Source organism: Neotabrizicola sp. VNH66 (assembly GCF_049445895.1).
In the GTDB taxonomy this organism is placed as follows: Bacteria; Pseudomonadota; Alphaproteobacteria; order Rhodobacterales; family Rhodobacteraceae; genus Pseudogemmobacter.
Map to the genome: position 1 here is coordinate 103,539 of NZ_JBMSDW010000010.1, position 25,592 is coordinate 129,130.

Genomic DNA, 25,592 nt, shown 5'->3' on the forward strand with positions numbered 1-25,592 from the left:
GCTTACCTCGCTTCGGTTTCAAGGCGCCACCGTTCGACCGGGTCGGTCACGATGCGCAGCCAGTTGGTCAGAAGGTTCAGCGACATGGCGACCAGCATTATCGCCAGCCCCGGCCAGAAGGCCAGCCACCATGCCGAACCCAGATAGTTGCGGCCATCGGCCACCATCAGGCCCCAAGTCACCTCGGGCGGCTGGATGCCGATGCCCAGAAACGACAGGCCCGATTCCACCAGCATCACGAAGGCCATCTCCAGCGCGGCCAGATTGATGATGGTGGGCAGGATCATCGGCGCGATGTGCAAGAGCAGGATGCGGTTCGTCTTGGCCCCCATGGCGCGGGCGGCGGTCACGAACATGCGGCTTTTCAGCTCCAGCACCTCGGCCCGGACGGTGCGCATGAAGATCGGGATGCGCGAGATGGCAAGGACGAGGATGACGTTCGTGACGCCCGGCTCGAAGACGAAGAGGACGATGACCGCCAGGAGCATGGACGGAAAGGACATGATCGCATCGGCCAGCCGCAGAAGCACCGCCCCGATCCAGCCGCCGCGATAGCCCGCGACCAGCCCCAGAAAGCCGCCAACGACCAGCGACAGCATCACAGCGGAACCGGCGATCAGCAGCGTATTCTGGCTGGCCACCACGATCCGCGCCAGAAGGCTGCGGCCAAGCGCATCGCCGCCAAGGATGAACATCCATCCCGCCTCCAGCGAGAAGGGGGGCATGTTGCGGCCCTTCAGGTTCAGGGCGCGGGCCTGTTCCGCCAGAAGCCAAGGCCCGAAAATCGCGCAGATGAGCACCAGCGTCAGGAAAACCGCCGCCGCCAGGGCGAACTTGTCGCGGAGCAGAGAGGACAGGACAATCCGCAGGGTCGAACGCGGGCGCGGAGGCGCAAGGGACACGTCAGCCATGACGGATCCGAGGGTCGATGAGCGCATAGGACAAATCCACCAGAATGTTGAGGATGAAGACGGCCAGCGCCGAGACAAGGATCGCCGCCTGAATGACCGCGAAATCGCGCAGCAGGACGGAATCGATCATCAGCTTGCCGATGCCGGGAAAGCCGAAGACGGTCTCGACGATCACCGCGCCGTTCAGGATGCCCGCCGCCTGATCGGAGGCGACGGTGATCACCGGCAAAAGCGAATTGCGCAGGGCATGGACAAAGATGATCGACCGCGCCTTCACGCCCTTGGCCTTGGCCGCCTTGACATAGACAGAAGACAGCGCGGTCATCATCGAGGTGCGCATGACCTGCACCAGCACCCCCGCCGGGCGCAGGGTCAGCACCGCCACCGGCAGGATCCAGTGCTTCCACGTCCCGGTGCCCGAAGTCGGCAGCACGCCCAGAGTGACCGCGAAGACGATGACACCGACGATGGCCACCCAGAAATTCGGCGTGCTGGCGCCGATCAGGGAAATCAGGCTGGCCAGCCGGTCGAAGAGACCGCCGGGCCGCCATGCGGCCAGCGCGCCGGTCACGATGGCAATCAGCAGCACCAGCGGCATGGTGACGGCGGCCAGCGCCAGCGTGGTCGGGAAAGCCTCCAGCACGACATCCAGCGCCGGGCGAGAAAAGCGCAGGCTCTCGCCCAGATTGCCCTGCAGGATGCCGCCAAGGAAGTTCACGAACTGGGTCCAGATCGGATCATTGAACCCGTGCAGCGCGTTATAGGCGTCGATCTGCTCCTGCGTTGCCTCGGGCGGCAGGTAAAGCGCGGCGGGCGAGCCGGTCAGCCGGGCGATGAAGAAGACCAGCATCACCAGAAAGACCAGTGAGATCACGCTTTGCAGCGATCGGCCGAAAATGAAACGTCCCAAGGCATCCTCCTCCGGTGCATCGGTCGAAAGGTGCGCCGGGCCAAAACGGCCCGGCGCGAAGGGCTTACTTGCCGGTCAGCTTGATCTGGGCCAGCTGGAGTTCGACTGCATTGGCGATGGTGGGGGTGAAATCCACCCGCGGCCCGATCCGCATGTAATTGACCATGTGGAACAGCGGCACATCCGACACGATGTCCTGATAAATCTTGCGGAAGACCTCATGATAGGCCGCCGCGCGGTCGTCACCGGACAGGGTGGCCGCGGTTTCGATCTGCGCATCCAGTTCGGGATCGTGCAGCTCGCTTTGGCGGCCGTTGGAGTGATACTTGAAGTAGACGGTAAAGGCCGCATCGCCCGAGTTATTGTCGTGCATCGTCAGGAAGATGTTCGGACGGCGCGCGGGGTCGAAGGGTTTGTTCGCCACCTCCAGCCATTGCGACATCTCCAGCGTTTCGATGTTCACGTTCAGGCCCACGGCGCGCAGCATCTCGCCCACGGCCTCGACAAATTCATTGCTGTTGGCGAACATCGCCGGACGGCCGATCAGCCGCATTTCGGTATCGACCGGCACACCATCGGCGCGGGCCTCTTCCAGAAGGCGCATCGCCTCTTCGGGGTTATATTCCCACGGGGTCAGGTCCGGGTTCCAGCCAAAGACGTTCGGCCCCACCTGCTGCGTCGCCAGCGTCGCCTGATCCGAGATGATCGTGCCGAGGAAAGCCTGCCGGTCGATGGCCAGATTGATCGCCTTGCGGACACGGATGTCGTTCAGCGGAGGGATATCCACCGACAGGCGGAACATGGCGCTGTCCGAATTGGGATAGACCTTGTCCATCACCGGATCGGTCGCATCCTGCGGCGCGATGGAGAAAGCCAGATCCGCCTCGCCCGTGGCCACCATCGCCGCCACGACCGAGGATTCCGCCCGCCAGACATAGGTGGCCTTGGTGATCGCGGGCGCGTCGCCCCAATAGGCATCGGCGCGGGTGATGACCACCTCCTGCCCCTGCGTCCAGTGGTCGAACTTGTAAGGTCCTGTTCCGATGGGCGTTTCGGTATAGACGCCCTTCGGCGTGTTGGGCGAGGAAATCGCCATCTGCGCCAGAAGCGTGGGCAGGATCGGGCTGGGCTTGGCCGTGGTAAAGCGCACGGTCAGGGGGTCGACGGCTTCCGCCGTGATCTCGACCCCGTCGAAATACTTGGTGCGGGTGATGCAGGTCAGCGCCGGGTCGATGGTGCGTTCCATCGTATAGATGACCGAGGCCGCATCGAAGGGTGCACCGTCGTGGAAAGTCACGCCCGGGCGCAACTTGAACGTCCATTGCGTGGGGCTGTCCTGCACCCAGCTTTCGGCCAGCCGCGGCAGGATCGAGCCGTCCTGATAGTTCAGCTCGACCAGCGTTTCGACGACGTTCTGCTTGATGATCCGCCCGATCACCGACCGGGGCGTCTCACACGGGTCCAGCCGGTCAGGCCCGGCGGGCAGGACGATGGTCACTTCGGTGGCGGCTTCGGCAAAGGCCTGCCCCGAGAACGAGAAGATCGCCGCCGCAGTCGCGGCGAGCAGGGTCTGGTGTCGCATGAGTTCCTCCCTCTGGACGACAATGGGTGTCTGGCGGTCTGCCCGCCAAGATGTTCTGGCGGTCAGCCGGCCTTGCGGCTGCGGGCGTCGATAGCGCCGCGGATTTCCGCGATCTTGGCGCGCTCATGCTCCTCCTTGGCGCGCACGGCGGGCAGGATCTCGGCGGCCCGGGACGGGGACAGCGCGACGATCCCGTCCGCATCGCCCAGAATTAGGTCGCCCGGCATGACGACCATCCCGCCCAGGGCAACCGGCACGTTCAGCACGCCCGGCCCCGTCTTGTAGGGGCCGCGATGGGTGACGGCCTTTGCATAGACCGGCAACGGCAGCCCGCGGATCGCATCCACATCGCGTATCGCCCCGTCGATGGCAAAGCCTGCCAGCCCGCCCGCCATGGCCTTCTGCACGATGATCTCTCCGATCAGCGCATGGGCCACATCTCCTCCGCCATCCACCACCAGCACATCGCCCGGCCGCGCCAGATCCAGCGCCCTGTGGATCGCCAGATTGTCGCCTGCACGGGTGCGGATGGTGAAAGCCGTGCCCACCACCGTCAGCCCCGCGTGATAGGGCAGAAGGCCCACGGCCCCCGGCAGCCGGTCAAGGCAATCGCTGATGATCGAACTGGCCGTGCCGTCATAGGCGCGCAGCAGATCGGCGGGCACCTGCGGTGCCGCGGGGTTTTCCTGAATTGTCATGGTCCCTCCGAAGTGGTGGTCCTCCAACCACTGGGCGGCACAATGCACCTGTTGCGTCCTGTCGAAAAACGATATTAATGCACCTCACCACATTCGTTTTTTTCATCTGTCGTCATGTTCACGATCAAGCAGCTTGAAGCGCTTTACTGGTCCGATCAGCTGGGCAGCTTTCAGGCCGCGGCCGAATATCTGCACGTCACCCAATCCACCATTTCCAAGCGGATTGCCGAGCTGGAAGGCCAGTTCCCCGAACCCCTGTTCCTGCGCGATGGCCGCCAGTCGGTGCTGACCGCCCGGGGCGAGGCAGTGCGCGAGATCGCCTATCGCATGCTGCGGCTGAATGACCAGCTGGTGCAGACGGCACGGGGCCGGGCGCCCTTACCCCTGCGCATTCGTCTGGGGGCGACGGATCTGGTGGCGATGTCGTGGCTGCCGAAGCTGCTGACCGCCATGGCCGAAACCTTCCCCGAGGTCGAGGTGGAGACCGACATCAACCTGACCAACGCGCTGATCGAGGGGCTGACGGAGCGGCGCAACGATTTCGTCATCTGCCCCCGCAGCTCGATGCAACCGCAGTTCATCAACGCGCCTCTGGGCGACATCCCCATGGCGTGGATGTGCAGCCCTGCGCTGATGGCTGGCCGCGCGCGATTGACGATGGAAGAGCTGCTGTCGATGACCCTTCTTGCGCAATCGCCGGGGTCGGTGCTCCGCCCGATGCTCTACAAGATCCTCGAGAACGAGAAGCTGCAGTTCGCGCGAAAGATCAATTGCAACAACATGGGCGCACTGGCCGAGATGGCGGCCAACGGAATGGGCATCACCATGCTTCCCGCAACATTTTTCAGTCACATGGTCCAGGCAGGACGCCTGGTGGAAGTGGCATGCCCGCTGCCCCTGCCTGCGCTGACCTATTATATGACCTATCGCAATGATTATCATCGGGAATTCTACGCCCAGATTGCCGCGCTTTGCGAGGAGATACGCGTCCTTTGAATGGAGCGGGCTGGCCAAGGTCGATCGGGTCAATGTCCAGATGAGCGGCCGCTGCCACTGCGAAGCATGGCTTTCCCACACAGCCCCGGCCGATACCGGACAGGCGTCTCATGCTATCCGGTATGGTCCCTGTTCTTTGGGACGAAATCCGGGGGCAGGTTTGGCGCCGGCAGTTATGGCAACTCTGCCCTGTCCGCATCGGCCCTGCATCCGGCGTCCGCGTCTGCAAGCCATCCGCAATAATGGACGAGCAGCCCTTTGGTTACCGGGGCAAGGATCTTTACGTCGAAGCAAAAGCGGTTGTCGATGACCCGTTCCTGCGCGATCGAGACCGGCAGAAACCAGCGCGGCAGGGGCAGCGGGCCAAGCCGGCCGGAAACCACCGGATAGTGCAGCGCCCCCGCCTCGACCTGCAGGCCGAGATCAAAGGTGAACGGACCAAAGCTTTCGGTCATGCCCCGATCCGACGGCGCAAGATGCGAACGGAAGACACGGGTCCCGAAGCGTCTCCGCCAGGTTTCACCCTTCGTGGTGACGGTTTTGATGACCGCGACATCAACATCCGCGGCTTCCGGCGGAAAGCCGAACAGGCCGGCCAGAAACCGGCTCCAGAGGCCATTGCCGCGCCGGACCGAGGCGCGGCCCCGCCAGTGGCTGACATCGACCGTCTGATGCGATGCCCGGATCGCCTTTGGCAGGCCCTCGAAATCGGCGCCGAGGACACGGGCGAAGAGGGGGATTGCAGCTTCGGTCTGCCGTTCCATGCGCACCCGCAGATCGGACATGGCGGCTTCCGCCTCTTCAAGGGTGACCGCCTCCAGCGCAGGTCGGGCCCCGACCGGCAGCGCGGCGCGGCGCAGCAGGGCGCGCGTGGCAATGGACGGGATGAAGGGGCCATCCCCCTCCTCGGCCAGAAGGCGCCAGAACCGGCGTTCCTGCTCCACGATCACCATGACCGACATGCCCCCGCGCCCGCTGCCGAAAGGTGCCAGCAGATCGGCGGCCAGTTTGAAGCCGCGCACGACCAACGGCGTGACCGGGATCCGGAACCAGCGGCGCAGGGCGGCAAAAGCCGCAAGGCCATAGCGCATCACCGCCAGTTCAAGCCCGGCGCGGAACTCGACCGAGCGGGCACCGAAATGTGCGGGGAACAGCATCTGGTCGGGGACCGCGATGTGCCAGCCCTGCCGGATCAGGCCCCCGGGCAAACGGTAGCGGCGCGGCTTGGACCAGCCGGTGTCCTTTGTCCATCTGCCGCCCCGCCAGACCCGCATCGGCTTACCGGCCTGCGAGAGGATCGAGGTCATGACGGAAAGACCGCGCGGGCTGCGATTGCCGGGAAGGATCGCACTTTCAATCACTTGCGGCACCGCATCGCCTGAGAGCGCACGCACGGCCGCACTCGACAGCGCAGGAACAGAGGACAGGCCGGAAAGGACGCAGACCCCTGCCGCCCGTGCCTCGGGATCCAGCGTGATGATCCCGGCACAGAATTCTGCATTGTCCGAAAGGTCGAGGTAATGCAGCCTTGCGGCAATCGCCGCGCGCGGCAGGCGATAGGGATCGTCCCCATATGTATGGAACGGCCCCGCCGCATCGACCACCACCTCATGGCCAGCCAGCAGATGCAGATCGGTGCGTCGGTCCATCCGCAAGGCCGCGCAGCCCAGTTCATCGGCCAGCCGCTGCGCCTTGACCGCATCGCGGCCCGCCACGGTGACGTCGTGCCGGTCACGGACCAGCAGCCGTGCCAGCCTCTCCCCGAAGACGCCATAGCCGCCCAGGATCAGGACCTTCATCGCAGCAGTCTTTTCTGAAGGCCGGGGTCCGGCAGACCGCACAGATCGGCACGGCCGAAGAGGGCATAACGGTTCCGCGCCAACCGCTTGTAGAGCCAGTCCCGCAATGGCTTCGGAAAGATGCGCAGGATGCCGACCAGTCGCGCGGCACCCCCGAACCGGCGGCCGGCATGCAGCACCGCCTCGAAATCGACATGCGCCACGCCGCGGTCGATGAAGAGCCAGCTTGCCGGATCTTCCGGCACCAGCCCGTAATGGCGCAGGAGCGCGGCGCCAAGAGGGCTCTGTATCGGACAGATCCGCACCGTTCCGGAGCGGTCAAGCCGATGGATCATCCGCGCGCCCCAGCTGCAGATCGCACATTCGCCGTCCATCACCGCCAGCGGCGCGCTGTCGTCGAATTCCGGAACCGCCGGATCGGCGCGGAAGGAATAGGGCTCGCTCATGGTCCGGGATCATCTGCCAAACCCCGGACGGTGGCAATCGCGTGCCAGAGGACCCGCGCGGCAAGCTTTGCCGTGGCCATGTCCGACGGTCCGGCTGCCCTCCTGTCCGCCCGGCATCAGGCCGGACCAGCAGGGCGGGAGGCTTAACTGCGGCGGCGCAGGCGGCCCTCCAGCTCGGCCCCGGCTTCGATGGCGATCTGCTCATGCACAACATCGGCATGGACCACCGCCCCCGGCGCCAGCTGCACTTGCCGGGCAGAGATCTGGCCGGAAACCGTGCCCTGCACCGAAAGCTGATGCGCGGTGACGGCGCCTTCCACCTGACCGCTGCCGACGATCACCACATCCGGCGCCCGGACCGAGCCTATGACGCGGCCCTGCAGGTCCACCGGCCCTTCGGAGGTGACATCCCCCTCGATGATCAGATCGCCGCCCAGCACGCTGCGGGGCAGGGCGGCGGCGGCGGGCTCGGGCCAGAGGGGGGTGGGTTCGGAAGGAGTTTGCGGCACGCCGTGTTCCAGTTCGCTGAGTGGTTTCATCGCGCCGGACAGGATCAGTCCCGGGCGTGAAGGGCAACGCGGCCCGGTCGCCGCCGCCCCCTGTCGGCAATGACCCGCAGGGCAGGGGACACCAAACCGGCAAGGCGCCGCGCGCCGCGCAGAGAAGGTCCGCGGAGATCGGGCTTGACTTGTATGGTAGTATGGTTATCTGTGCGGACAGGGAGAGACTCATGCCAAACCTCAGCACCTTGCAGCCGCTGCATGTCAGCGTGGTCGACCAGCTTTATGCGGCGCTGCGCGTGGCGATCATCGACAACGTCCTGACTCCGGGCGCGCGGATCTCTGAGGCAGAGGTCGCGCAGCAATACGGCATCAGCCGGCAGCCCGCGCGTGAGGCCTTCATCAAACTCGCCAATGAGGGTCTGCTGGAGATCCGCCCGCAGCGCGGCAGCTTTGTGGCCAAGATTTCGCTCTCGGATGTGATGGATGCCCGCTTCGTGCGCGAGGCGGTCGAGGCCGACATCGTGAAACTTCTGGGCGCGGGCACCGATCCGGCGGTGATCGCCGATCTGCGCGGCCAGATCGGGCGGCAAAAGCATCTGATCGGCGGATCGGCCCGCGACTTCATGGAAGCCGACGAACTCTTTCACCGCACGCTGGCCGAGGCGGCGGGCAAAGCGAAGGCCTGGCAGGTCGTCGTGGCGATGAAGGCGCAGATGGACCGGGTGCGCTTTCTGTCCAGCATGCATTTCCCGGTGGACCGCCTGATCGCGCAACATACCGAAATCGTTGACGGCATCGAAGGCGGCGATCCCGCGCGCGCCGACCGGGGCATGCGCCTGCACCTGCAGGGCATCCTGACGGACCTGCCCGTCATCAAGCAGGAACACCCCGAATACTTCAAATGACCACCGGGCCCCGTCCGGTGGGCGCAAGATCCTGAGGAGGAAATCATGACGTTCAGCACCTTCAAGACCATTGCCGCAAGCTGCGCGATTGCCGCCCTGATGGCGGGGGCCGCCGCCGCGCAGGAAGTGACGCTCAAGCTCGGCCACCTCGCCAATGAGGCGAACTCCTGGCACAAGGCCTCGCTGAAATTCGCCGAAGAGGTGAAGGCCCGGACCGAGGGCCGGATCGTGGTCGAGGTCTATCCGAATGACTCGCTGGGCCGCGAGATCGACCTGATCAACGGCATGCAGCTTGGCACGGTCGAGATGACGATCACCGGCGAAAGCCTGCAAAACTGGGCGCCGATGGCCGCGCTGCTGGCGGTGCCCTATGCCTATAAGTCGCTGGAGCATATGGACGAAGTCGCCTCGGGCGAGATCGGCGACCAGATCGAGGCGCAGATCATCGAGACCGCGCAGATCCGCCCGCTGGCCTATTTCGCCCGCGGCCCGCGCAACCTGACGGCCAACCGCGCCATCACCACCCCGGCCGAACTGGACCGGATGAGCCTGCGCGTGCCGAACGTGCCGTTGTTCGTGGACACCTGGCTGGCGCTTGGCGCGCAGCCGACGCCGATGGCTTTCTCGGAGGTGTTCACCTCGCTGCAGAACGGCACCATCGCTGGGCAGGAAAACCCGCTGGCGCTGATCCAGTCCGCCTCGCTGAACGAGGTGCAGAGCCATGTGAACCAGACCGAGCATGTGCGGTCGTGGATCTATCTGACCATCGCCGAACAGGTCTGGCAGGGTCTGTCGCCCGAGGATCAGGCCCATCTGATGGAAGCCGCCGCCGTGGCGCAGGAGTTCGAGCGGGCGCAGTTCCTGGCCGATGAAGAGGCGATCCGCAAGGATCTGGAAGCCAAGGGCATGACTTTTGTCGAAGTCGATCAGACCGCCTTTGCCGCAGGGTCGCGCGAGGCCGTGCTAAAGAGCGTCCACGAAAGCATCCGCCCGGTGGTCGAAACCCTGTTCGCCAACTGAAGTCCGCAGTCCGGACCCTATGCGGCGCGCGCCTTCGCGCCCGCACAGGCCCGGCGAAAGGTGCGCCCCTGATGTCCCAGCTTGCCCGTCTTCAACGCCTTCTTACCTTCATCTGCCGCGCGGCCATTGGTGCCGCCTTCTTCACCCTGATCGCGGTGGTGATGCTGCAGGTCATCGCCCGCACCTTCGGCCTGTCCTCGCCGGTCTGGACCGAGGAACTGTCGCGCTATCTGCTGCTGTATATGACCGCCTTCGGCATCGGCATCGCGCTGTCGACGGGCGATCTGGTCAACGTCGACCTGCTGCAGGAGGTGGTCTCTGACACCGCTGCCTGGTGGATGCGGTTTGCCGCGGTCATCGGCACCGGCCTGATGGGTCTGGTGATGATCGAACCCGCGTGGCGGTTCACGCTGATCGGAAACTTTCAGCTGTCGCCCACCCTGCGCATCCCGATGAGCTGGGTCCATGCGTCGGTCTGGGTCCTTGGTCTGATGCTGTTTCTGTTCGCCACCCTGCGCGTGATCGGGATGCTTGCCGGCACCGACACCGGCCGTCCGCAACCGCTTGAGGACATCGAATAATGGATCTGTTCCTTCTTCTGGCCGTGTTTTTCGGCACGCTGGCCATCGGCGTTCCGGTCGCGGTCTGCCTTGGCCTGTCGTCGCTGGCCTATATCCTTGCCGCGGGCATGCCCGTGGTGACCATTCCGCAGCGGATGTATGCGGGGATGGATGTGTTCGTGCTGCTCTGCATTCCGGGCTTCATCCTTGCGGGCAACCTGATGAACTTCGGCGGCATCACCGAGCGGATCATCCGGCTGGCCAATGCGCTGGTGGGCTGGATGCGCGGCGGTCTGGCCATGGCCAATGTCGCGGATTCGATGATGTTCGGCGGCGTCTCGGGCACGGCGGTCGCCGATGTGGCCGCAACCGGCAGCGTGATGATCCCGGGGATGAAGAAATCGGGCTATACCCCCGAATTCGCCGCCGCAATCACCGCCGCCTCTTCGACCGTCGGGCCGATGCTGCCGCCGTCGGTTCCCATGATCATCGTGGGCGCGCTGTCGGGCATTTCGGTGGGCAAGCTGTTCCTTGCCGGTGCGGTGCCGGGCGTGCTGATGGGCGTCTGCATGGCGATCACCTGCTATGTCCTTGCCGTCCGCCACAACTTTCCCCGTCAGGAATGGAAGGGGATGAAAGAGCTTGTGGCCGCGTTCCTGGCCGCCTTCTGGGCACTGGCCATGACCGGGCTGATCCTGGGCGGGCTGCTGACCGGGATCGCCACCCCGACCGAGACGGCCATCGTCGCCTGTATCTATGCCTTCATCGTCGGCGCCTTCGTCTACCGCGAACTGCCGATCCGCAAGGTGCCGACCATCGTCATCAACAGCGCGATCTCTTCAGCGGGTATTCTGGCGCTGGTGGGCTTTGCCAATGTCTTCGGCTCTATCCTCGCGTCCGAGCGGATTCCGCAGATGCTGGTTTCGGTGGTGCTGACGCTGACCGACAACCCGATCCTTGTGATCCTGCTGATCAACGTGCTGCTGCTGATCGTCGGCATGTTCATGGAGACGATCGCTGCGCTGATCATCCTGTTCGTGCCGCTTCTGGGGCTGGCCACCAGCGTGGGCATCGACCCGCTGCATTTCGCCACTTTCGCGGTGCTGAACCTGATGATCGGGCTGACCACACCGCCGGTGGGCGTCTGCCTCTTCGTGGCCTGCAATATCGCGCGGGTGCCGCTGGCGGGGGTGATCCGGGCCGTGTTTCCCTTCCTCGTCTCGAACATCATCGTGCTGCTGATGGTATCCTACTACCCGCCCTTCGCGACCTGGCTTCCCAACACCCTGATGCCCTGAGAATGACGATGAGCGACGCCCCCCGGAACCGTATCGTCCGCCTGCACGCGCAGGAGGACCTGAGACTGGAGACCCAGCCCCCGAGCGATCCGGGGCCGGGTGAGGTCCGCGTGGCCGTGCTGGCCGGCGGCATCTGCGGATCGGACCTGCACTACTGGCTGGAAGGCGGGATCGGCACGATCCGCGTGCAGGAGCCGATCATCCTGGGTCATGAGGCCGCGGGCCGGATCGAAGCCATCGGCCCCGGTGTGACGGGGCTGGCGGTGGGGCAGCTGGTGGCGATGAACCCCTCGCATCCCTGCGGCACTTGCGAATTCTGCACGCAGGGCCTGCCCATTCATTGCGTGGCGATGAAGTTCAAGGGATCGGCCATGTATCTGCCGCATCAGCAGGGCATGTTCCGTGACCTGATGGTAATTGGGGCAGGGCAATGCTTTGTGCTGCCCGAAGGGACAGACCCCGGCGCCGCCGCCTGTGCCGAGCCTTTGGCCGTCTGCCTGCATGCGGCCAATCGCGGCGGCGATCTGGCGGGCAAGACGGTGCTGGTCACCGGCGCCGGTCCCATCGGTGCGCTCTGCGTGGCCGTCGCCCGCCAGCGCGGCGCGGCCGAGATCATCGTGACCGACATTCAGGATGCGACCCTTGCCATCGCGCGGGCCATGGGGGCCGATCATGCGGTCAACACCGCCACCAGCCCCGACGGGCTGGCCCCGTGGCAGGCGGGCAAGGGCCGGGTCGATCTGGTCTTCGAATGCTCCGCCGCGGCGCCCGCGATCCGCGATGCCATCAGCTGCCTGCGCCCGCGCGGCACGCTGGTGCAGGTGGGCGTGGCCGGGCCGACGCCGATGCCGCTGAACGTGATGGTGGGCAAGGAAATCCATTTCATCGGCTCACAACGCTTCGATGCGGAATTCGCGCAGGCGGTGGCGCTGATCGGCTCTGGCGCGATTGATCCGCGCCCGATGATCACCGCGACTTTTCCGGCGGACCACGCGATCGAGGCCTTCAATATTGCCCGCGACCGGTCCAGATCGGTCAAGGTCCAACTTTCCTTTGCCAGCGCCTGAACGCGGCAGAACTGACGGAAGAAGACAGATGAGACAGACCTGGCGCTGGTTCGGACCCAAAGACCTTGTATCCATAGACGACATGCTGCAGGCGGGGGTCGAAGGCGTCGTGACGGCGCTGCACCATGTGCCCACCGCCGCCGTCTGGTCGCCTGAGGAGATTGCCGAACGGCAGCGCCAGCTTTCGGTGATGAAGGACGGCGCGCCCTCGGGCCTGAAATGGGAGGTGGTCGAAAGCCTGCCGGTGTCCGAGGACATCAAGCGGCAGACCGGCGACTGGAAGCTGCATATCGAGAACTGGAAAACCTCGATGCGCAACCTGCGCGCGGCGGGGCTGGAGGTGATCTGCTACAACTTCATGCCCATTCTGGACTGGACGCGCACCGATCTGGCCTACCGGCTGTCGAATGGCGCCACCTGCATGCGGTTCGATGCGGTGGATTTCGCGGCCTTCGACCTGTTCCTTCTGCGCCGCAAGGGGGTTGAGGCGGATTACACCCCGGAGGTGACCGAGGCCGCCCGCGCCCGCTTTGCCGCCATGTCCGACGCCCGCAAGGAAGAGCTGGCCGGGAACGTCGTCTTCGGCCTGCCCGGTGCGGCAGAGCGTATGTCGATGGAGGATGTGAAGACCCATCTCGCGCATTACGACAACATCTCGGCCGCGACGCTGCGCCGCCATCTGATCGACTTTCTGGCCGAGGTCAGCCCGCTGGCGCAGGAAATCGGCATGCGGCTGTGCTGCCACCCCGACGACCCGCCGTTCCCGCTGCTGGGACTGCCGCGGATCATGTCGACCGAAGCGGATTACCGGGCGGTGACCGAGGCGGTGGACATCCCCGCCAACGGCATCACCCTCTGCACCGGCTCTCTGGGCGCACGCGCGGATAATGACCTGCCGGGGATGATGAGGCGGCTTGGCGACCGGGTGCATTTCCTGCACCTGCGCAATGTCGCGCTGGAAGAGCGTCATCTGGGCGGCTCCTTCCACGAGGCCGCGCATCTGGAGGGCAATACGGACATGGTCGCGATGATCGCCGCCATTCTGGCCGAAGAGACCCGCCGCAAGGCCGCGGGCCGGGCCGACTGGCAGATCCCGATGCGCCCCGACCACGGGCAGGACATTCTGGACGACCTGAACCGCAAGGCACAGCCGGGCTATCCGGCCATCGGGCGGCTGAAGGGGCTGGCAGAGCTGCGCGGGATCATGACCGCGCTGTCGCATCCGGCTGTGCGGACAGCAGAATGACCCGGCTTTCGGCGGCTGTCCCCGCGGGCGGCGCGGCGCTGTGGCCCTCCTATGACCCGACGGCGCATGGGGTGGGCATCGTGCATCTGGGCCTTGGCAACTTTGCCCGGGCGCATCTGCTGGCCTATACCGATGATGCCCTGGCGCAGGCGGGCGGCGACTGGCGTGTGACCGGCGTGTCGCTGCGCGGCACCGCCGTGGCCGAGGCGCTGAACCCGCAGGACGGGCGCTACACGCTGGTGACGCGGGGCGCGGCGACGCAGGCGCGCGTGATCGGCGCGCTGGCGGGCGTGATCGCGGGACCGGACACCGGCGCACAGGCGCTGGCCGCGATGACCGATCCGGGCTGCCGGATCGTCAGCATCACCGTCACCGAAAAGGGCTATGGCATCACCAGCGAAGGGCGGCTGGACCGGGCGCATCCGGCGGTGGCCGCCGATCTGCGGCAACCCGCGGCGCCCGCGGGGGTCATCGGGCTGATCGTGGCGGCACTGGCGCAGCGAAGGGCGGCCGGGACCGGGCCGTTCACCGTGCTCAGCTGCGACAACCTCTCGCACAACGGGCAAAAGCTGCGCGGCGCCGTGCTGGATTTCGCACAGGCGACCGAGGATGCAGCGCTGGCTGACTGGATCGGGCGCGAGGCGACCTTCCCCTCGACCATGGTGGACCGGATCACCCCGGCCTCCACCGACACCACCGCCGCGACCGCCCGGTCGCTGACCGGATATGACGATCTGGCCGCGGTCGAGACCGAGCCATTCACCCAATGGGTGGTGGAGGACCGTTTCTGTGCGGGCCGCCCCGCGTGGGAGCGGACGGGCGTCCTGTTCGTGGCCGATGTGGCCCCCTATGAACAGATGAAGCTGCGCATGCTGAACGGGGCGCATTCGATGCTGGCCTACAGCGGCCAGCTGTCGGGCAAGACCCATGTCCGCGATGTGATGGCCGATCCGGCGCATGCGCTGCTGGTGCGGCGTCATCTGGCGGCGGCGGCGGCCACGGTGACGGGTCTGAACATCGACCTTGGCGCCTATGCCGCGGCTTTGGCCGAGCGGTTCGCGAACCCCGCCATCGCCCACGCCACGGCGCAGATCACCATGGACGGCACCCAGAAGCTGCCGCAGCGCATCACCGCGGCGGCGCTGGAGGCCATTGCGGCGGGCCGCACCCCGCGCCCGTTCCTGTTCGCGCTTGGCGCATGGATCGCCTATCTGACGCGGCGCGACAGCGCGGGCGCGCTGATCCCGGTGGATGACCCCAAGGCCGCCCTGCTGGGCGCCGCGCTGGCCAAGGCCCGAACCCCGGCGGACACGCTGGCCGCAGTGGCCGCGGTCTGCCCGGACATCCTGCCGCCCGCGCTGGCGCAGGGGGCGGTCGGCACCGCGCTGGCCGATATCGTCGCCATGATCCAGCGCGAGGGCATGGCCACCGCGATCCTGCGCGAAGGCGAGTTCGGCCGATGACCCGTTTCCTGTCGATCGGCGAGGCGATGATCGAACTGTCCGAAGAGGCGCCGCTTTGGGCGATGAATGTGGCGGGCGACACGCTGAACACCGCTTGGCATTTCCGGGCGCTGGCCGGGGATGCGGCGCAGGTGGCCTATCTGACCCGGCTGGGCACCGATCCCTTCTCGGACCGGATTGCCACCTTCATCGCCGCCGCGGGGATCGGCACCGGTTTCCTGCAGCGCGACCCGGACCGCGGCCCCGGCCTTTACGCCATCTCGCTGACCAAGGGAGAGCGCAGCTTCACCTATTGGCGCGAGACTTCGGCGGCCAAGCTGCTGGCCGAGGACAGCGCCGCGCTGGACCGCGCACTTGGCTGGGCCGATCAGATCTATTTCAGCGGGATCACCCTTGCCATCCTGTCCCCCGCGGCGCGCGACCGCCTGTTTGCCGCGCTGACAGACGCACGGGGCGGGACGCGGCGGATCATCTTTGACCCGAACCTCCGCCCCCGGCTGTGGGAGGATGCCGCGACGATGCGGGCAACGGTCATGCGCGCGGCGGCCCTGTCGGATGTGGTCCTGCCCAGTTTCGATGACGAGGCGGCGTGGTTCGGGGACACCGACCTTGCTGCTTGTGCGCGGCGCTATGGCGCGGAGGCAGGGCGCGAGGTCGTGGTGAAGAATGGCGGCCGGAATGTGCTGGTGGCGATGGACGGGCAGCTGACTGAGGTTCCGCTGACGCCCGTCGAGCCCGTGGACACAAGCGGCGCAGGCGACTCGTTCAATGCCGGTTGGCTGTTCGCGCGGCTTTCTTCCGCGGATGCCGGAACCTGCACGGCGGCGGCCCATGCCCTCGCCTCACAGGTGATCGGACGAAAGGGCGCCCTCGGCTGACGCAGCGTCCCCGCCACATGCCGGACGCTCCGCCATCCATCCCCGAGCGGGACCTATCCCAGATGCTCAGCCCCGGCATCGGGTGGATCGGCTCATGACAAGGTGCTCCGGCGTCTTGTCTCGCTGGTGGTCAGGTTCGATCCCACTGTGTGTTGGAAAGCCGTGCCGACCCCCACGCGCGAACGGCAAGGTGACTATGCCGCGATCTGGACCTTCCTAATGCTGAAGGTGCTGTTCGAGGTTGTCGAGAGCCTGCTGCGGCTGATTGGCCTCGACTGGGCGGGTGCGACCTCAGCACCCCGTCGCATCGTCGGCCGCCGCTGAGGGTCAATATCCCCACGGGTGAACCCCCCCGCAATGCCAAGGCCAGTACGGGGATCAAGGTCGGGGCGAAAGCGGAGTGGAGCGCCCGCAGGCATGGCGGGGCCAAACGGCAGGTCCGGCGCAAGTTCCAGATCGGAACCGATCAGAAACCCTGAAAACCCGGACCGCCGCGTTCATCAAGCGACCTGGGCGATGCGCATATGCAACGCGCGCTTAGGGGGGCGCCGGTTCGGTGCCGGCCTTGCCTCCCCGATCACTCCGGGAACGACGAAAGTACCGCCCCGTTGGCGATGCCTGCGCATCTAGCCTCAGTTTGAGGCAAGATCGGGCCCGTCAAACTCTGGGTAGCTGGGCCTGAAAATCTGCTCCACCGGCGGATGATGCAGCGTCCGCAGCGGATATTTCGCGATCAGCCCATCGAACTGCGCCTGCGCCCGGACGTTCCAGTCCTCCATATCCACCCCCGGCAATTGCCGGTCCCGCATCACCACGCGCCCGTTGATGATCGAGGTGCGGAAGTCGCGACCCGTGCCGGACAGCACCATGGTCTGGATCGGGTCGATCACCTGGCCTATGGCAAAATCCGACAGGTCGAACAGCGTCATATCCGCCTTCGCCCCCACGGCCAGACGCCCCAGATCGGGGCGACCAAGCGCGTCGGCGGCGTCTACGGTTGCCGCATCGTAAAAATCGGCGGCCGAGGCGGCGGTGACGGAATGGTCGGTCACCCGGCAGAGGCTGATGCCGATCCGCATGTTTTCCACCATATCCGGCGGGAAGGTGTCGGTGCCCAGACCGATGCGGATGCCCGCCTGCCTCAGCCGGGCAAAGCTTTCCATGGTCACCCCGTAGCGTGAGCCGACCAGCGGGCAATGCACAAGCGTCGCGCCCGAGTCCCTCAGCAACCCGACATCATCCCCCTTGCGCCGCACCCGGCTGTGGCCCGTCAGGAACACCCCATGCGGCAGCAGGGCGCGCGGGCTGAGGAAATCCAGCGATTTCAGCCACTCGACCGGCGTCATGTCATACCGGGCGACCAGCGCGTCGAACTCATCCATGCTTTGGGCGCAATGCAGTTTCACCGGCACGCCAAGCTCCGCCGAGATCGCGGCAGAACGGCGGAGCAGCTGGGGCGTGCAATTCTCGATCCGGTCGGGGAAAAGACCACCGCGGATCAGCCCGTCATGCGCGCCGTCATAGGTGCGGATATAGCGTTCGGCATCTGCAAGGCCCTGCAGACCCAGCTCCTCATCCCAATGGGTATAGAAGCTGCCATCCCCGCGCACGACCTCGACCCCTGTCATGTAGCAGGGGCCAAGATAGGCGCGCAGCCCCAGCTCTGCCGCAGAGTCGGCGGCGCGGGCGAATTCGTCATAGGTCTCGGCCCATTTGCGGTAGAACATCGAGGTGATGGGCAAAGCCGTGGTGATGCCGTTGCGGATCAGCTGGGCGAAGGCATATTTCTTCGTGAAGGTCTGCTCTTCCTCCGAATACATCTCGATCGGGCCGGAGGAGAGGTAATCCTCGGGCCAGGTGCGGCCCTTGGCCCAGTCGGGCTGATTGTCGAAGGCGAGAACGGTGGTGTCCAGATCGGCCAGCGCGTTCATGTCGATGAAGCCGGGGCCAAGGACGGCATTGCCGCCGTCGATCTCCTGATCCACCGGGCCGCCGTAGCCGCGGCCGACAAAGATGATCGTGTCGCCGCGATAGACGACCTCGCCGTTCTTCAGGGTGCGGTGCGAGGTGCCGTCCCAGGCGATCACATAACGGGCACGGACGCGGGTCGTCGTCATTGCAAGGCTTCTCCTTTGCCGAAATCGGGCCGTGCCCAACGGTCCATGCCGACCGGAGTGGCCAGCGCGCGGTCATACATGGCGCGGTAATGGGGGGCGAGTTCCTCGGCCGCGCTGGAGCAGCGGGCCATGTATTCGGCGAATTCGGCGGCGCATTCCCGGGCCTCGGCCAGAAGCGCATCTTCATCCACCCGGGTCAGCCGCCCGTTGCGGACCACCACCTCGCCGCCCACCAGCACCGTCCGGACCGAGCCGCCGGTCTCGCAATAGACCAGCTGGCGGCGGATGTCGTTCAGCGGCGTGAAGGGCAGGGTGGAGAGATCCAGAATCGTCAGATCTGCCTGCCAGTCCGGCGCGATCCGGCCCGTCGGCGCCGGCAGCCGCATCGCCCGGGCGCCGGCATGGGTCAGCCCGCCGAGAATCTCTCCGGGCGTAATCCAGTTGCGGAACTCGGGGTCGGTCACATTGTGCATCAGGCCTGCGACCTTGCCCACGGTCCAGAGGTTGATCCCGTCATCGGTATTCGCCTCGTCATTGCCAAGGCAGACATTGATCCCTGCCTCACGCAGGTGCCGCCAGCGCATGATGCCGCTGCCGATCTTCAGGTTTGACACCGGGTTATGCGCGACCGAGGCGCCGGAGTCGGCGATCAGCCGGATGTCCTCGTCATCAATCCAGATCGCATGGATCACCATGGCCTGTTCGGTCAGCACCCCCATGTCATGGGCGTAGCGGACCAGCGACTTCCCGTAATTCTCCTGCCCCAGAACGCGCTGGAGACGGGTTTCCAGAATGTGCATGTCATAGGGGATATCCATCTGGCGCGCGATATCCCCAAGCGCGCGGAAATATTCCGGCGTCACCCGCTGCGGGGCCGAGCAGGAGACCGCGGCCCGCAGACGCCCCCCGGCCTTGCCATGCCAGCGGTCGATATAGGCAGCGTAATGATCCAGAAGCTGCCGGTCCGTCATCCGCGGGGCCGCTTCCATCCGGGCGCGCAGCGGGGCGGGCAGGATCTCGGCAAGGAACGGGTATTTCTCCGTTTCGGCCACGTTGGGCTGATCCAGCGTCACCGTGGCGCGCATCCCCGCATCGGCATAGGCCTGCAGCACGGCATCCACCTCGCCCTCGGTCACCACCGGGACAAAGAAGCAGTCGTCATGGACCGAAGTCACGCCCTGCTTCAGCATCTCGATGATGCCCAACATGGTGCGCACATAGGCAAAGCGCGGGCTGGCCACGCGGTCCATCAGGGGGGGCACCTCGAAGAGCATGAACAGTTCCAGCGGCCAGTTCTCCAGCGCGCCCTTCATGAAGTTGCCGGGCGAGTGGAAATGGCCGTTGACCAGACCGGGGATCACCAGATTGCCCTCGGCCTCGATCACCTCGGCCCCGGGCGGGGCGCTGGCGGCGGCACCGGGGCCGACCGCCCGGATCAGCCCACCTTCGATCACCACATCGGCACGGGGGTGAAGGCGGTCGCTGTCGTCCAGCGTCAGGACGGTGGCGTTGCGGATGACGGTCGGGCGCAGAGGGGCGGTCATGTCAGGTTCCCTTCCGGGGACGAATGAGGCTGAGGCGGGTGCGGGGATCCAGCGAATCCCGCAGACTGTCGCCCAAGAGGTTGAAGGCCATCACCAGCACGGTGATCGCGAGGCCCGGCACTGCGGCGATATGCGGGGCGTTGAAGATATAGCTGCGCCCCTCGCTGGTCATGATGCCCCATTCGGGGGTGGGCGGCTGCACGCCAAGGCCCAGAAAGGACAGGCCCGCCGCGGTGATGACCACGGACCCGATGATAGTGCAGGAATAGACGACCGAGGCGGCCACGACATTCGGCAGCATCTCGACGAACAGGATCTTCAGGTCCGGCGTGGCCATGGCCTTGGCCGCCTCGACATAGGCCTGATCGCGCTCCAGACAGGCGGCGGCATAGACGACGCGGGTGTTGTAGGGGATCAGGGTCACGACCAGCGCGATCATCATGTTGCCGATGCCGGGGCCCATCAGCGCGGCCAGCAGGATCGCCAGCAGCGCCATGGGAAAGGCGAAAAGCACATCCATTAGCCGCATGATCACCGCGCCAAGACCGCGATACCACGCGCCCAGCAGGCCCAGCGGAACCGAGATGGCGGCTCCGATCAGGACCGGGGTGATCCCGCAGAGGAGCGTCAGCCGCGCGCCATGGATCAGGCGCGACAGGATGTCCCGCCCCTGATTGTCAAGGCCGAGGAGGTGCCCCGGCGTTCCGGGCGGCATCAGCCGCAGCTCCGGATTGGCGGCATTCGGCGGCCAGGGTGCGATCCAATCGGCAAAAGCGGCCGCCAGCAGCATCACCGCGATCACACCCGCCGCGCATCGTGCCACCGGATCGCCCAGCACCCCGCGCCAGACGAAATAGAGGTTCGACCGGGCACGGGTGCGACGGAGCGGAGACGGAACGGCGGTCACAGCTGGTCCTTTCTGGGGTCGAGCGAGAAGACCGCGATGTCCGAAATCAGGTTGCCCAGAACGAAGACCGCGGCGACGACCAGCACGCAGCCCTGAATCATCGGCACGTCGCGGGCAAGGATCGCGTCATAGAGCTGCAGGCCGACACCGGGCCAGTTGAAGATGATCTCGGTAAAGACCACCCCGCCGAACAACCCGCCGATCTGCAGCCCGCCGATGCTGGCGAAAGTGGGGAGCGTGTTGCGCACCGCATGGCGCAGCACGATCTGGCCGCGGCGCAGCCCGCGCGCCCTTGCGGCAAGGATATAAGGCTGCGCCAGCACATCCAGCATCCGCGACCGGGTGACCCGCGCCACGATGGCAATCGACGAGGCGGCGGTGACCGCGGCGGGCAGGATCAGGTGGTGCAGCAGATCCGGCAATCCCCCCGGCTTGACGACGTTGTACATGCCCGAAATCGGGAAGAGCTTCCATTTGAAGCCCAGGAAATACAGCAGCACGATCCCAAGCCAGAACACCGGCAGGCTGGCCAGGATCAGCGTCAGCGCCACGACCGCACGGTCGGTCAGGCTGCGGAACCGCGGCGCAGAGATGACGGCCAGCAGCAGGCCGACCCCCAGCACCATGATCAGGCTGCCCGCCATCAGGATCAGGGAATTGCCGATTTTCGGCAGCAGGATCGTGGCGACCGGCATCTGCTGCGCGAGAGAGGTGCCGATATCGCCCTGCAACAGCGCGCCGAACCAGCGGATGTATTGCACGGCCACCGGCTGGTTCAGCCCCATCTCCTCGCGCAAGGCCGCAAGCTGCTCCTGCGTGGCCATGCGGCCCAGAATGGACAGGGCGATGTCACCGGGCACAAGCTGCACCGAGAGGAAGACGACGATGGTCACCCCGATCAGGACGGGGATGGCCGAAAGCAACCGGCCAAGCGCGAAAAGAAGCAGGGTCATGGGCAATCCTGAAACGGGAAACGCCCGCCCCGGCGGACCGGGGCGGGCCTTGGCCTATTCCTTGGTGACCGTGGTCAGGTCGATCCAGTGCTGCGGGGCCAGAACGAAGCCGGTCACCGTGGGGCCGACGGCATAGACCGAATTGGCCGCGTAATAGCTGGTGAACGCCATGTCCTTGGCCACGATGTCGCGCAGCTCATGCAGCTTGGCATCCAGCTCTTCCTGCGTCGCGGTGGCGCGGGCTTCGGACAGCAGGCGGTCCATCTCGGGATTGTCGTAATAGCCCGAGTTGCAGCAGTTCTGCGGCAGGGCAGTCGTCGTCACCAGTTGGTCCAGCCAGGCGAAGGTGCTTTCCCCCCAGGACGCCGAGGTCAGGCCGGTCCCCTCACGCATGCCGGCGGTCATCATGTCCCAGAAGGTATTGTTGTCGAACATCTCGATCGAGGCGCGGATGCCCACGGCCGCAAAGTCGCGCTGCAACCATTCCGCATCGCCGCGGGTGTTCACGTCCGAGCCGCCACCGAAGGTCCAGTCCATCCGCGTGTCGAACCCGTCGGGATAGCCCGCCTCCGCCAGCAGGGCCTTGGCGCCTTCGGGATCGTATTCGCAATCCTTGAAGGCCGGATCATAGCCCGGGCCGCCGGGGTTCAGGATGCCCCAGGTCGGCACGGCAAAGCCCTTGCGCTGGAATTTGGCCATATCCTCGCGGTTGATCGCCATGCACATCGCCTGACGGACGCGAACGTCCTTGAAATGCGGATCCTTCATGTTGATCCACATGACGTAGAACATCGGCGATTTGCCGGTGACGATCTGCGCGCCCTGGGCCTGCAGCATCTCGATCGAATCCGGCGAGGGAGTGCCGATGATATCGACCTCTCCGCTCATCAGCGCCAGTTCGCGGGTCGCGACCTCGGGGATACCGCGCAGGATGATCTTGTCGGATTTGGGCATCCGGTCGGGGTTCCAGTAACCCTCGTTCTTCTCGATCACCACGCGGTCGCCGACCACGCGTTCCACGAATTTGAACGGTCCGGTGCCGATGGGATGCTCTTCGATCCCGTCATTGCCATAGGTCTTCACCGCCTCGGGCGAGACCATGCGCGGCGAGCCGGAGCCGCCCGCCGCCATCCGGCGCAGGAATTCGGCATTGGGCTGTTTCAGATTGATGCGGAAGGTAAATTCGTCGACGACCTCATAGCTTTCCAGGTCCATCCACACCCAGCTGAGCAGACCGGGCGCCGAGGGCACGAAGAACTCGAACTCGGGATTGGTCATGCGGTCCATGTTGAACTTCGCCGCCTCGGCGTTCCACGGCGTGCCATCGTGGAACGTCACACCCTTCCGCAGGTGGAAGGTGTAGGATTTGCCATCCTCGGACACCTCCCAGCTTTCGGCGAGCGCGGGGACGATCTCGGGGACAGCATCGCCGCCCTTGGTCAGATCTTCCTCGACGAAACTCTCGAAGATGTGGCGGACGACCTTGAAGGTGTTCCATGTGCGCGAGGCATGGGGGTCCATCCGGCTGAAATCGGCCTCGACGGCGACGACAAGCGTCGTCTCGGCCAGGGCAGGCGCGGCGGTCACGGCAAGGGACAGGGAGAGAGCTGTTCCCTGAAGGAACAGGCACAGGGATCGGGAAAGTCGGGTCATGCGGAAACTCCTGTTGGGGTTTTGTCTTGTTGCGCGGCGGACCGCGGGTCGTGGTGGAAACAGGCGACGCGGCGCTCTCCCTGCCGGAACAGCGGCGGGGCCGCGCGGGTGCAGGGTTCAAAGCGGGCGGAGCAATTGGCGGCATAGACGCAATGGCCGGGGGCGATCTCGGGCAGACGGCCCTCCAGATCCTCGGCGCGTTCCGCCGCCTTTTCCCAGGCATCGCTGCGCCTTGCGTGCAGCACGGTGCCAAGGAAATCCTGGGTGAAGGGATGCAGCGGCTGGCGATAGACTTGATCGCTGCCGCCGGTCTCCAGCAGCCGGCCGCGATACATCACCATGGTACGGTCGCAGAACTGCCGGACGATCTTCAAGTCATGCGAGACGAACAGGAAGGTCAGGCCAAACTCGGCCTGCAGCCGCTTCAGAAGGTTCAGGATCTGCGCCTGAATCGAGACGTCCAGCGCCGAGACCGGCTCATCCAGGAACAGGAATTCCGGCTCAAGCGCCAGCGCGCGGGCAATCGCGATGCGCTGGCACTGACCACCCGAGAATTCATGCGGATAGCGGTGGGATTGCCGGGGGTCGAGGCCGACCAGCTCGAACAGCTCATCCGCCCGGCGAGCCGCCGCTGCGCGCGATGCACCGAAGTTGAGAAGCGGGCGGGCGACATTCTCCGCCACCGTGCGGCGCGGGTTCAGCGATTGCAGCGGGTCCTGGAACACGATCTGCGCGCGGCGGCGATGCTGGCGCAGATCCTCGCCGCGCAAGCTGCGCAGGTCCCGGCCGCCATAGGTGAGGGTGCCGTCATCCGGTTCGATCAGCCGCAGGATCATCCGGCCCAAGGTGGACTTGCCCGATCCGGAACCGCCAACGCAACCCAGAATCTCACCCTTGCGAATGTCTATGCTGATATCGGAAACCGCTTTCGTCTCAACCGTTTCGCGGTGGAAAAAGCTGCCGCGACGGCTGCGGAACGTCTTGGAGAGGCTGCGGATTTCGATCAGGTTTTCCATCATGCCCTCACACCAGATGACAGCGGACGGACCGGCCGGGTGCCACCTCGCGCCAGCCGGGCAGGTCGGCATGACAGGCCGCCGTCGCCTGCGGACAGCGCGGGGCAAAGCGGCAGCCGGGCGGCGGATCGGCCAGATTGGGCGGCTCGCCCTCGATGAAGGACAGCGTGCCCACCGGGGCATCCGGGTCCGGCAGCGCGTCGATCAGCGCACGGGTATAGGGGTGGAGGGGGTTCTCCAGCAGGTCCTCGGCGGGTGCCGTCTCCTGCATATGGCCGCCGTACATGACCAGCACCCGCGTCGCCATGGCCGCGACCACGCCGATGTCATGGGTGATCAGGATGATCGGCAGCCCCGTCTCGCGCCCCAACCGTTTCAGCAGCATCAGGATCCTGGCCTGAACACCCACATCCAGCGCAGTGGTCGGTTCATCTGCAATCAGCAGTTCCGGCTTGCAGGCCAGCGTCATCGCCAGCGCGATCCGCTGGCACATTCCGCCGGACAGCTGGTGGGGATGACTGGCCATTACCCGTTCGGCATCGGGAAAGCCGACCTGCCGCAATGCCTCCAGTGCGCGGCCCCGGGCCCCGTCCCGTGTGAGTTGCGGGTCGTGGCGGCGCAGCGTCTCTGTCAGCTGTGCCCCCACGGTGAAGGATGGGTCCAGCGACGCGCGGGGGTTCTGGAAGATCGTGCCGATCCGGCTGCCGCGCACCTCCTCCATCGCCGCTTCGTGAAGGGTCAGAATGTCTTCGTCGCCGATCCGCACCGATCCGCCAAGATAGCGTCCGGGCGGCGTGGCGATCAGGCGGGCGATGCTCATGGCGGTCACGGTCTTGCCGGACCCCGATTCCCCGATGATCGCCAGCACCTCGCCCCGGTGCAGCCGGAAGCTGACCTGATCAATCGCAACGACGGTTCCCCCAATGGTGGAAAACCCCATGCGAAGATCGCTGACATCAAGGATTGGCTGCTGCATGGACTCTCGCCTGTGCTCTTCAGCCTCAACTTGGACGATTTTATTGTATACGATAAGATAAACAAACCTGTCTGATGTTTGTATCCATTTGTGCATATCAAATAGGCAGGTTTTTGGCAGGTCCGCACAGGACGACAGCAGGGT

Annotated in this window: 24 protein-coding genes; 10 read left to right on the forward strand and 14 right to left on the reverse strand. The window is 65.7% G+C overall.

Features of this window, described 5'->3' with window-relative positions:
• Window positions 1-2: 2 nt before the first annotated feature.
• From ACO2Q5_RS15155 to ACO2Q5_RS15170, 4 genes are all read right to left on the reverse strand, one after another.
• The gene (locus ACO2Q5_RS15155) at window positions 3-911 is read right to left on the reverse strand and encodes an ABC transporter permease (protein ID WP_423292508.1); all 909 of its coding nucleotides are present in this window, start codon (window positions 909-911) and stop codon (window positions 3-5) included.
• Window positions 904-1,821, reverse strand: coding sequence for an ABC transporter permease (locus ACO2Q5_RS15160; protein ID WP_423292510.1), 918 nt, complete (start codon window positions 1,819-1,821; stop codon window positions 904-906). Before ACO2Q5_RS15160 ends, ACO2Q5_RS15155 begins: the two co-directional genes overlap by 8 nt.
• A 64-nt stretch (window positions 1,822-1,885) precedes the next feature.
• Window positions 1,886-3,403 (reverse strand): ABC transporter substrate-binding protein, encoded by a 1,518-nt coding sequence (locus tag ACO2Q5_RS15165; protein WP_423292512.1) that lies wholly within the window; start codon window positions 3,401-3,403, stop codon window positions 1,886-1,888.
• A 62-nt stretch (window positions 3,404-3,465) separates the two neighbouring features.
• On the reverse strand, window positions 3,466-4,101 hold the full coding sequence (locus ACO2Q5_RS15170) for an RraA family protein (protein WP_423292514.1): 636 nt from the start codon (window positions 4,099-4,101) through the stop codon (window positions 3,466-3,468).
• A gap of 114 nt (window positions 4,102-4,215) precedes the next feature.
• Here ACO2Q5_RS15170 and ACO2Q5_RS15175 point away from each other — a divergent pair, with 114 nt between their 5' ends.
• Window positions 4,216-5,097, forward strand: coding sequence for a LysR family transcriptional regulator (locus ACO2Q5_RS15175; protein ID WP_423292516.1), 882 nt, complete (start codon window positions 4,216-4,218; stop codon window positions 5,095-5,097).
• A gap of 173 nt (window positions 5,098-5,270) precedes the next feature.
• On the opposite strand, the gene ACO2Q5_RS15180 is transcribed toward ACO2Q5_RS15175, so the two are convergent.
• The 3 genes from ACO2Q5_RS15180 to ACO2Q5_RS15190 form a co-directional block, all read right to left on the reverse strand.
• On the reverse strand, window positions 5,271-6,896 hold the full coding sequence (locus ACO2Q5_RS15180; protein WP_423292518.1) for a DUF4166 domain-containing protein: 1,626 nt from the start codon (window positions 6,894-6,896) through the stop codon (window positions 5,271-5,273).
• Window positions 6,893-7,342: a thiol-disulfide oxidoreductase DCC family protein gene (locus ACO2Q5_RS15185; RefSeq protein ID WP_423292520.1), complete on the reverse strand. Its 450-nt coding sequence runs from the start codon at window positions 7,340-7,342 to the stop codon at window positions 6,893-6,895. The genes ACO2Q5_RS15180 and ACO2Q5_RS15185 overlap by 4 nt, the downstream gene beginning before the upstream one ends.
• A gap of 143 nt (window positions 7,343-7,485) precedes the next feature.
• Complete coding sequence (locus ACO2Q5_RS15190; RefSeq protein ID WP_423292522.1) at window positions 7,486-7,881, reverse strand: bactofilin family protein; 396 nt, start codon at window positions 7,879-7,881, stop codon at window positions 7,486-7,488.
• 191 nt (window positions 7,882-8,072) lie between these two features.
• Between ACO2Q5_RS15190 and ACO2Q5_RS15195 the strand changes: the two genes are divergently transcribed.
• From ACO2Q5_RS15195 to ACO2Q5_RS15235, 9 genes are all read left to right on the forward strand, one after another.
• Window positions 8,073-8,750 (forward strand): GntR family transcriptional regulator, encoded by a 678-nt coding sequence (locus tag ACO2Q5_RS15195; protein WP_423292524.1) that lies wholly within the window; start codon window positions 8,073-8,075, stop codon window positions 8,748-8,750.
• Window positions 8,751-8,795: 45 nt separating this feature from the next.
• Window positions 8,796-9,770, forward strand: a complete 975-nt coding sequence (locus tag ACO2Q5_RS15200) for a TRAP transporter substrate-binding protein (protein WP_423292526.1) — start codon at window positions 8,796-8,798, stop codon at window positions 9,768-9,770.
• A 71-nt stretch (window positions 9,771-9,841) separates the two neighbouring features.
• Entirely contained in the window at window positions 9,842-10,351 is a 510-nt protein-coding gene (locus tag ACO2Q5_RS15205; RefSeq protein ID WP_423292528.1) for a TRAP transporter small permease, read from the forward strand.
• On the forward strand, window positions 10,351-11,628 hold the full coding sequence (locus ACO2Q5_RS15210) for a TRAP transporter large permease (RefSeq protein WP_423292530.1): 1,278 nt from the start codon (window positions 10,351-10,353) through the stop codon (window positions 11,626-11,628). The genes ACO2Q5_RS15205 and ACO2Q5_RS15210 overlap by 1 nt, the downstream gene beginning before the upstream one ends.
• A gap of 8 nt (window positions 11,629-11,636) precedes the next feature.
• Window positions 11,637-12,695 (forward strand): L-idonate 5-dehydrogenase, encoded by a 1,059-nt coding sequence (locus tag ACO2Q5_RS15215; RefSeq protein WP_423292532.1) that lies wholly within the window; start codon window positions 11,637-11,639, stop codon window positions 12,693-12,695.
• A gap of 28 nt (window positions 12,696-12,723) precedes the next feature.
• Window positions 12,724-13,941 carry a mannonate dehydratase gene (gene uxuA / locus ACO2Q5_RS15220; RefSeq protein ID WP_423292534.1) on the forward strand — a complete coding sequence of 406 codons (1,218 nt, stop codon included), beginning with the start codon at window positions 12,724-12,726 and terminating at the stop codon, window positions 13,939-13,941.
• Window positions 13,938-15,404, forward strand: coding sequence for a mannitol dehydrogenase family protein (locus ACO2Q5_RS15225; RefSeq protein ID WP_423292536.1), 1,467 nt, complete (start codon window positions 13,938-13,940; stop codon window positions 15,402-15,404). The genes uxuA and ACO2Q5_RS15225 overlap by 4 nt, the downstream gene beginning before the upstream one ends.
• Window positions 15,401-16,282: a sugar kinase gene (locus ACO2Q5_RS15230; protein WP_423292538.1), complete on the forward strand. Its 882-nt coding sequence runs from the start codon at window positions 15,401-15,403 to the stop codon at window positions 16,280-16,282. The genes ACO2Q5_RS15225 and ACO2Q5_RS15230 overlap by 4 nt, the downstream gene beginning before the upstream one ends.
• 162 nt (window positions 16,283-16,444) lie before the next feature.
• Window positions 16,445-16,606: a hypothetical protein gene (locus tag ACO2Q5_RS15235; protein WP_423292540.1), complete on the forward strand. Its 162-nt coding sequence runs from the start codon at window positions 16,445-16,447 to the stop codon at window positions 16,604-16,606.
• 308 nt (window positions 16,607-16,914) lie between these two features.
• Here ACO2Q5_RS15235 and ACO2Q5_RS15240 read toward each other — a convergent pair whose 3' ends face one another.
• Genes ACO2Q5_RS15240 through ACO2Q5_RS15270 form a run of 7 tightly spaced genes read right to left on the reverse strand, consistent with a single transcriptional unit; the run spans window position 16,915 to window position 25,448 of the window.
• A complete protein-coding gene (locus ACO2Q5_RS15240) occupies window positions 16,915-18,399 on the reverse strand; it encodes an amidohydrolase family protein (RefSeq protein WP_423292542.1) in 1,485 nt (494 codons plus the stop codon).
• Window positions 18,396-19,943, reverse strand: a complete 1,548-nt coding sequence (locus ACO2Q5_RS15245) for an amidohydrolase family protein (RefSeq protein WP_423292544.1) — start codon at window positions 19,941-19,943, stop codon at window positions 18,396-18,398. The genes ACO2Q5_RS15240 and ACO2Q5_RS15245 overlap by 4 nt, the downstream gene beginning before the upstream one ends.
• A 1-nt stretch (window position 19,944) precedes the next feature.
• Window positions 19,945-20,850: an ABC transporter permease gene (locus ACO2Q5_RS15250; protein WP_423292546.1), complete on the reverse strand. Its 906-nt coding sequence runs from the start codon at window positions 20,848-20,850 to the stop codon at window positions 19,945-19,947.
• Complete coding sequence (locus ACO2Q5_RS15255) at window positions 20,847-21,803, reverse strand: ABC transporter permease (protein ID WP_423292548.1); 957 nt, start codon at window positions 21,801-21,803, stop codon at window positions 20,847-20,849. Before ACO2Q5_RS15255 ends, ACO2Q5_RS15250 begins: the two co-directional genes overlap by 4 nt.
• A 54-nt stretch (window positions 21,804-21,857) precedes the next feature.
• A complete protein-coding gene (locus tag ACO2Q5_RS15260) occupies window positions 21,858-23,456 on the reverse strand; it encodes an ABC transporter substrate-binding protein (protein WP_423292550.1) in 1,599 nt (532 codons plus the stop codon).
• Window positions 23,453-24,472 (reverse strand): ATP-binding cassette domain-containing protein, encoded by a 1,020-nt coding sequence (locus ACO2Q5_RS15265; RefSeq protein ID WP_423292552.1) that lies wholly within the window; start codon window positions 24,470-24,472, stop codon window positions 23,453-23,455. The genes ACO2Q5_RS15260 and ACO2Q5_RS15265 overlap by 4 nt, the downstream gene beginning before the upstream one ends.
• Window positions 24,473-24,479: 7 nt before the next feature.
• A complete protein-coding gene (locus ACO2Q5_RS15270) occupies window positions 24,480-25,448 on the reverse strand; it encodes an ABC transporter ATP-binding protein (protein WP_423292554.1) in 969 nt (322 codons plus the stop codon).
• Between the last annotated feature and the right edge of the window lie 144 nt (window positions 25,449-25,592).

Excerpts from the sequence above, each read along its gene's own strand:
- ACO2Q5_RS15155 (WP_423292508.1), bottom strand. The coding sequence starts at position 911 with ATGGCTGACGTGTCCCTTGCGCCTCCGCGCCCGCGTTCGACCCTGCGG.
- ACO2Q5_RS15165 (WP_423292512.1), bottom strand. The coding sequence starts at position 3,403 with ATGCGACACCAGACCCTGCTCGCCGCGACTGCGGCGGCGATCTTCTCG.
- ACO2Q5_RS15170 (WP_423292514.1), bottom strand. The coding sequence starts at position 4,101 with ATGACAATTCAGGAAAACCCCGCGGCACCGCAGGTGCCCGCCGATCTG.
- ACO2Q5_RS15175 (WP_423292516.1), top strand. The coding sequence starts at position 4,216 with ATGTTCACGATCAAGCAGCTTGAAGCGCTTTACTGGTCCGATCAGCTG.
- ACO2Q5_RS15180 (WP_423292518.1), bottom strand. The coding sequence starts at position 6,896 with ATGAAGGTCCTGATCCTGGGCGGCTATGGCGTCTTCGGGGAGAGGCTG.
- ACO2Q5_RS15185 (WP_423292520.1), bottom strand. The coding sequence starts at position 7,342 with ATGAGCGAGCCCTATTCCTTCCGCGCCGATCCGGCGGTTCCGGAATTC.
- ACO2Q5_RS15190 (WP_423292522.1), bottom strand. The coding sequence starts at position 7,881 with ATGAAACCACTCAGCGAACTGGAACACGGCGTGCCGCAAACTCCTTCC.
- ACO2Q5_RS15195 (WP_423292524.1), top strand. The coding sequence starts at position 8,073 with ATGCCAAACCTCAGCACCTTGCAGCCGCTGCATGTCAGCGTGGTCGAC.
- ACO2Q5_RS15200 (WP_423292526.1), top strand. The coding sequence starts at position 8,796 with ATGACGTTCAGCACCTTCAAGACCATTGCCGCAAGCTGCGCGATTGCC.
- ACO2Q5_RS15205 (WP_423292528.1), top strand. The coding sequence starts at position 9,842 with ATGTCCCAGCTTGCCCGTCTTCAACGCCTTCTTACCTTCATCTGCCGC.
- ACO2Q5_RS15210 (WP_423292530.1), top strand. The coding sequence starts at position 10,351 with ATGGATCTGTTCCTTCTTCTGGCCGTGTTTTTCGGCACGCTGGCCATC.
- ACO2Q5_RS15215 (WP_423292532.1), top strand. The coding sequence starts at position 11,637 with ATGAGCGACGCCCCCCGGAACCGTATCGTCCGCCTGCACGCGCAGGAG.
- uxuA (WP_423292534.1), top strand. The coding sequence starts at position 12,724 with ATGAGACAGACCTGGCGCTGGTTCGGACCCAAAGACCTTGTATCCATA.
- ACO2Q5_RS15225 (WP_423292536.1), top strand. The coding sequence starts at position 13,938 with ATGACCCGGCTTTCGGCGGCTGTCCCCGCGGGCGGCGCGGCGCTGTGG.
- ACO2Q5_RS15230 (WP_423292538.1), top strand. The coding sequence starts at position 15,401 with ATGACCCGTTTCCTGTCGATCGGCGAGGCGATGATCGAACTGTCCGAA.
- ACO2Q5_RS15240 (WP_423292542.1), bottom strand. The coding sequence starts at position 18,399 with ATGACGACGACCCGCGTCCGTGCCCGTTATGTGATCGCCTGGGACGGC.
- ACO2Q5_RS15245 (WP_423292544.1), bottom strand. The coding sequence starts at position 19,943 with ATGACCGCCCCTCTGCGCCCGACCGTCATCCGCAACGCCACCGTCCTG.
- ACO2Q5_RS15255 (WP_423292548.1), bottom strand. The coding sequence starts at position 21,803 with ATGACCCTGCTTCTTTTCGCGCTTGGCCGGTTGCTTTCGGCCATCCCC.
- ACO2Q5_RS15260 (WP_423292550.1), bottom strand. The coding sequence starts at position 23,456 with ATGACCCGACTTTCCCGATCCCTGTGCCTGTTCCTTCAGGGAACAGCT.
- ACO2Q5_RS15265 (WP_423292552.1), bottom strand. The coding sequence starts at position 24,472 with ATGGAAAACCTGATCGAAATCCGCAGCCTCTCCAAGACGTTCCGCAGC.
- ACO2Q5_RS15270 (WP_423292554.1), bottom strand. The coding sequence starts at position 25,448 with ATGCAGCAGCCAATCCTTGATGTCAGCGATCTTCGCATGGGGTTTTCC.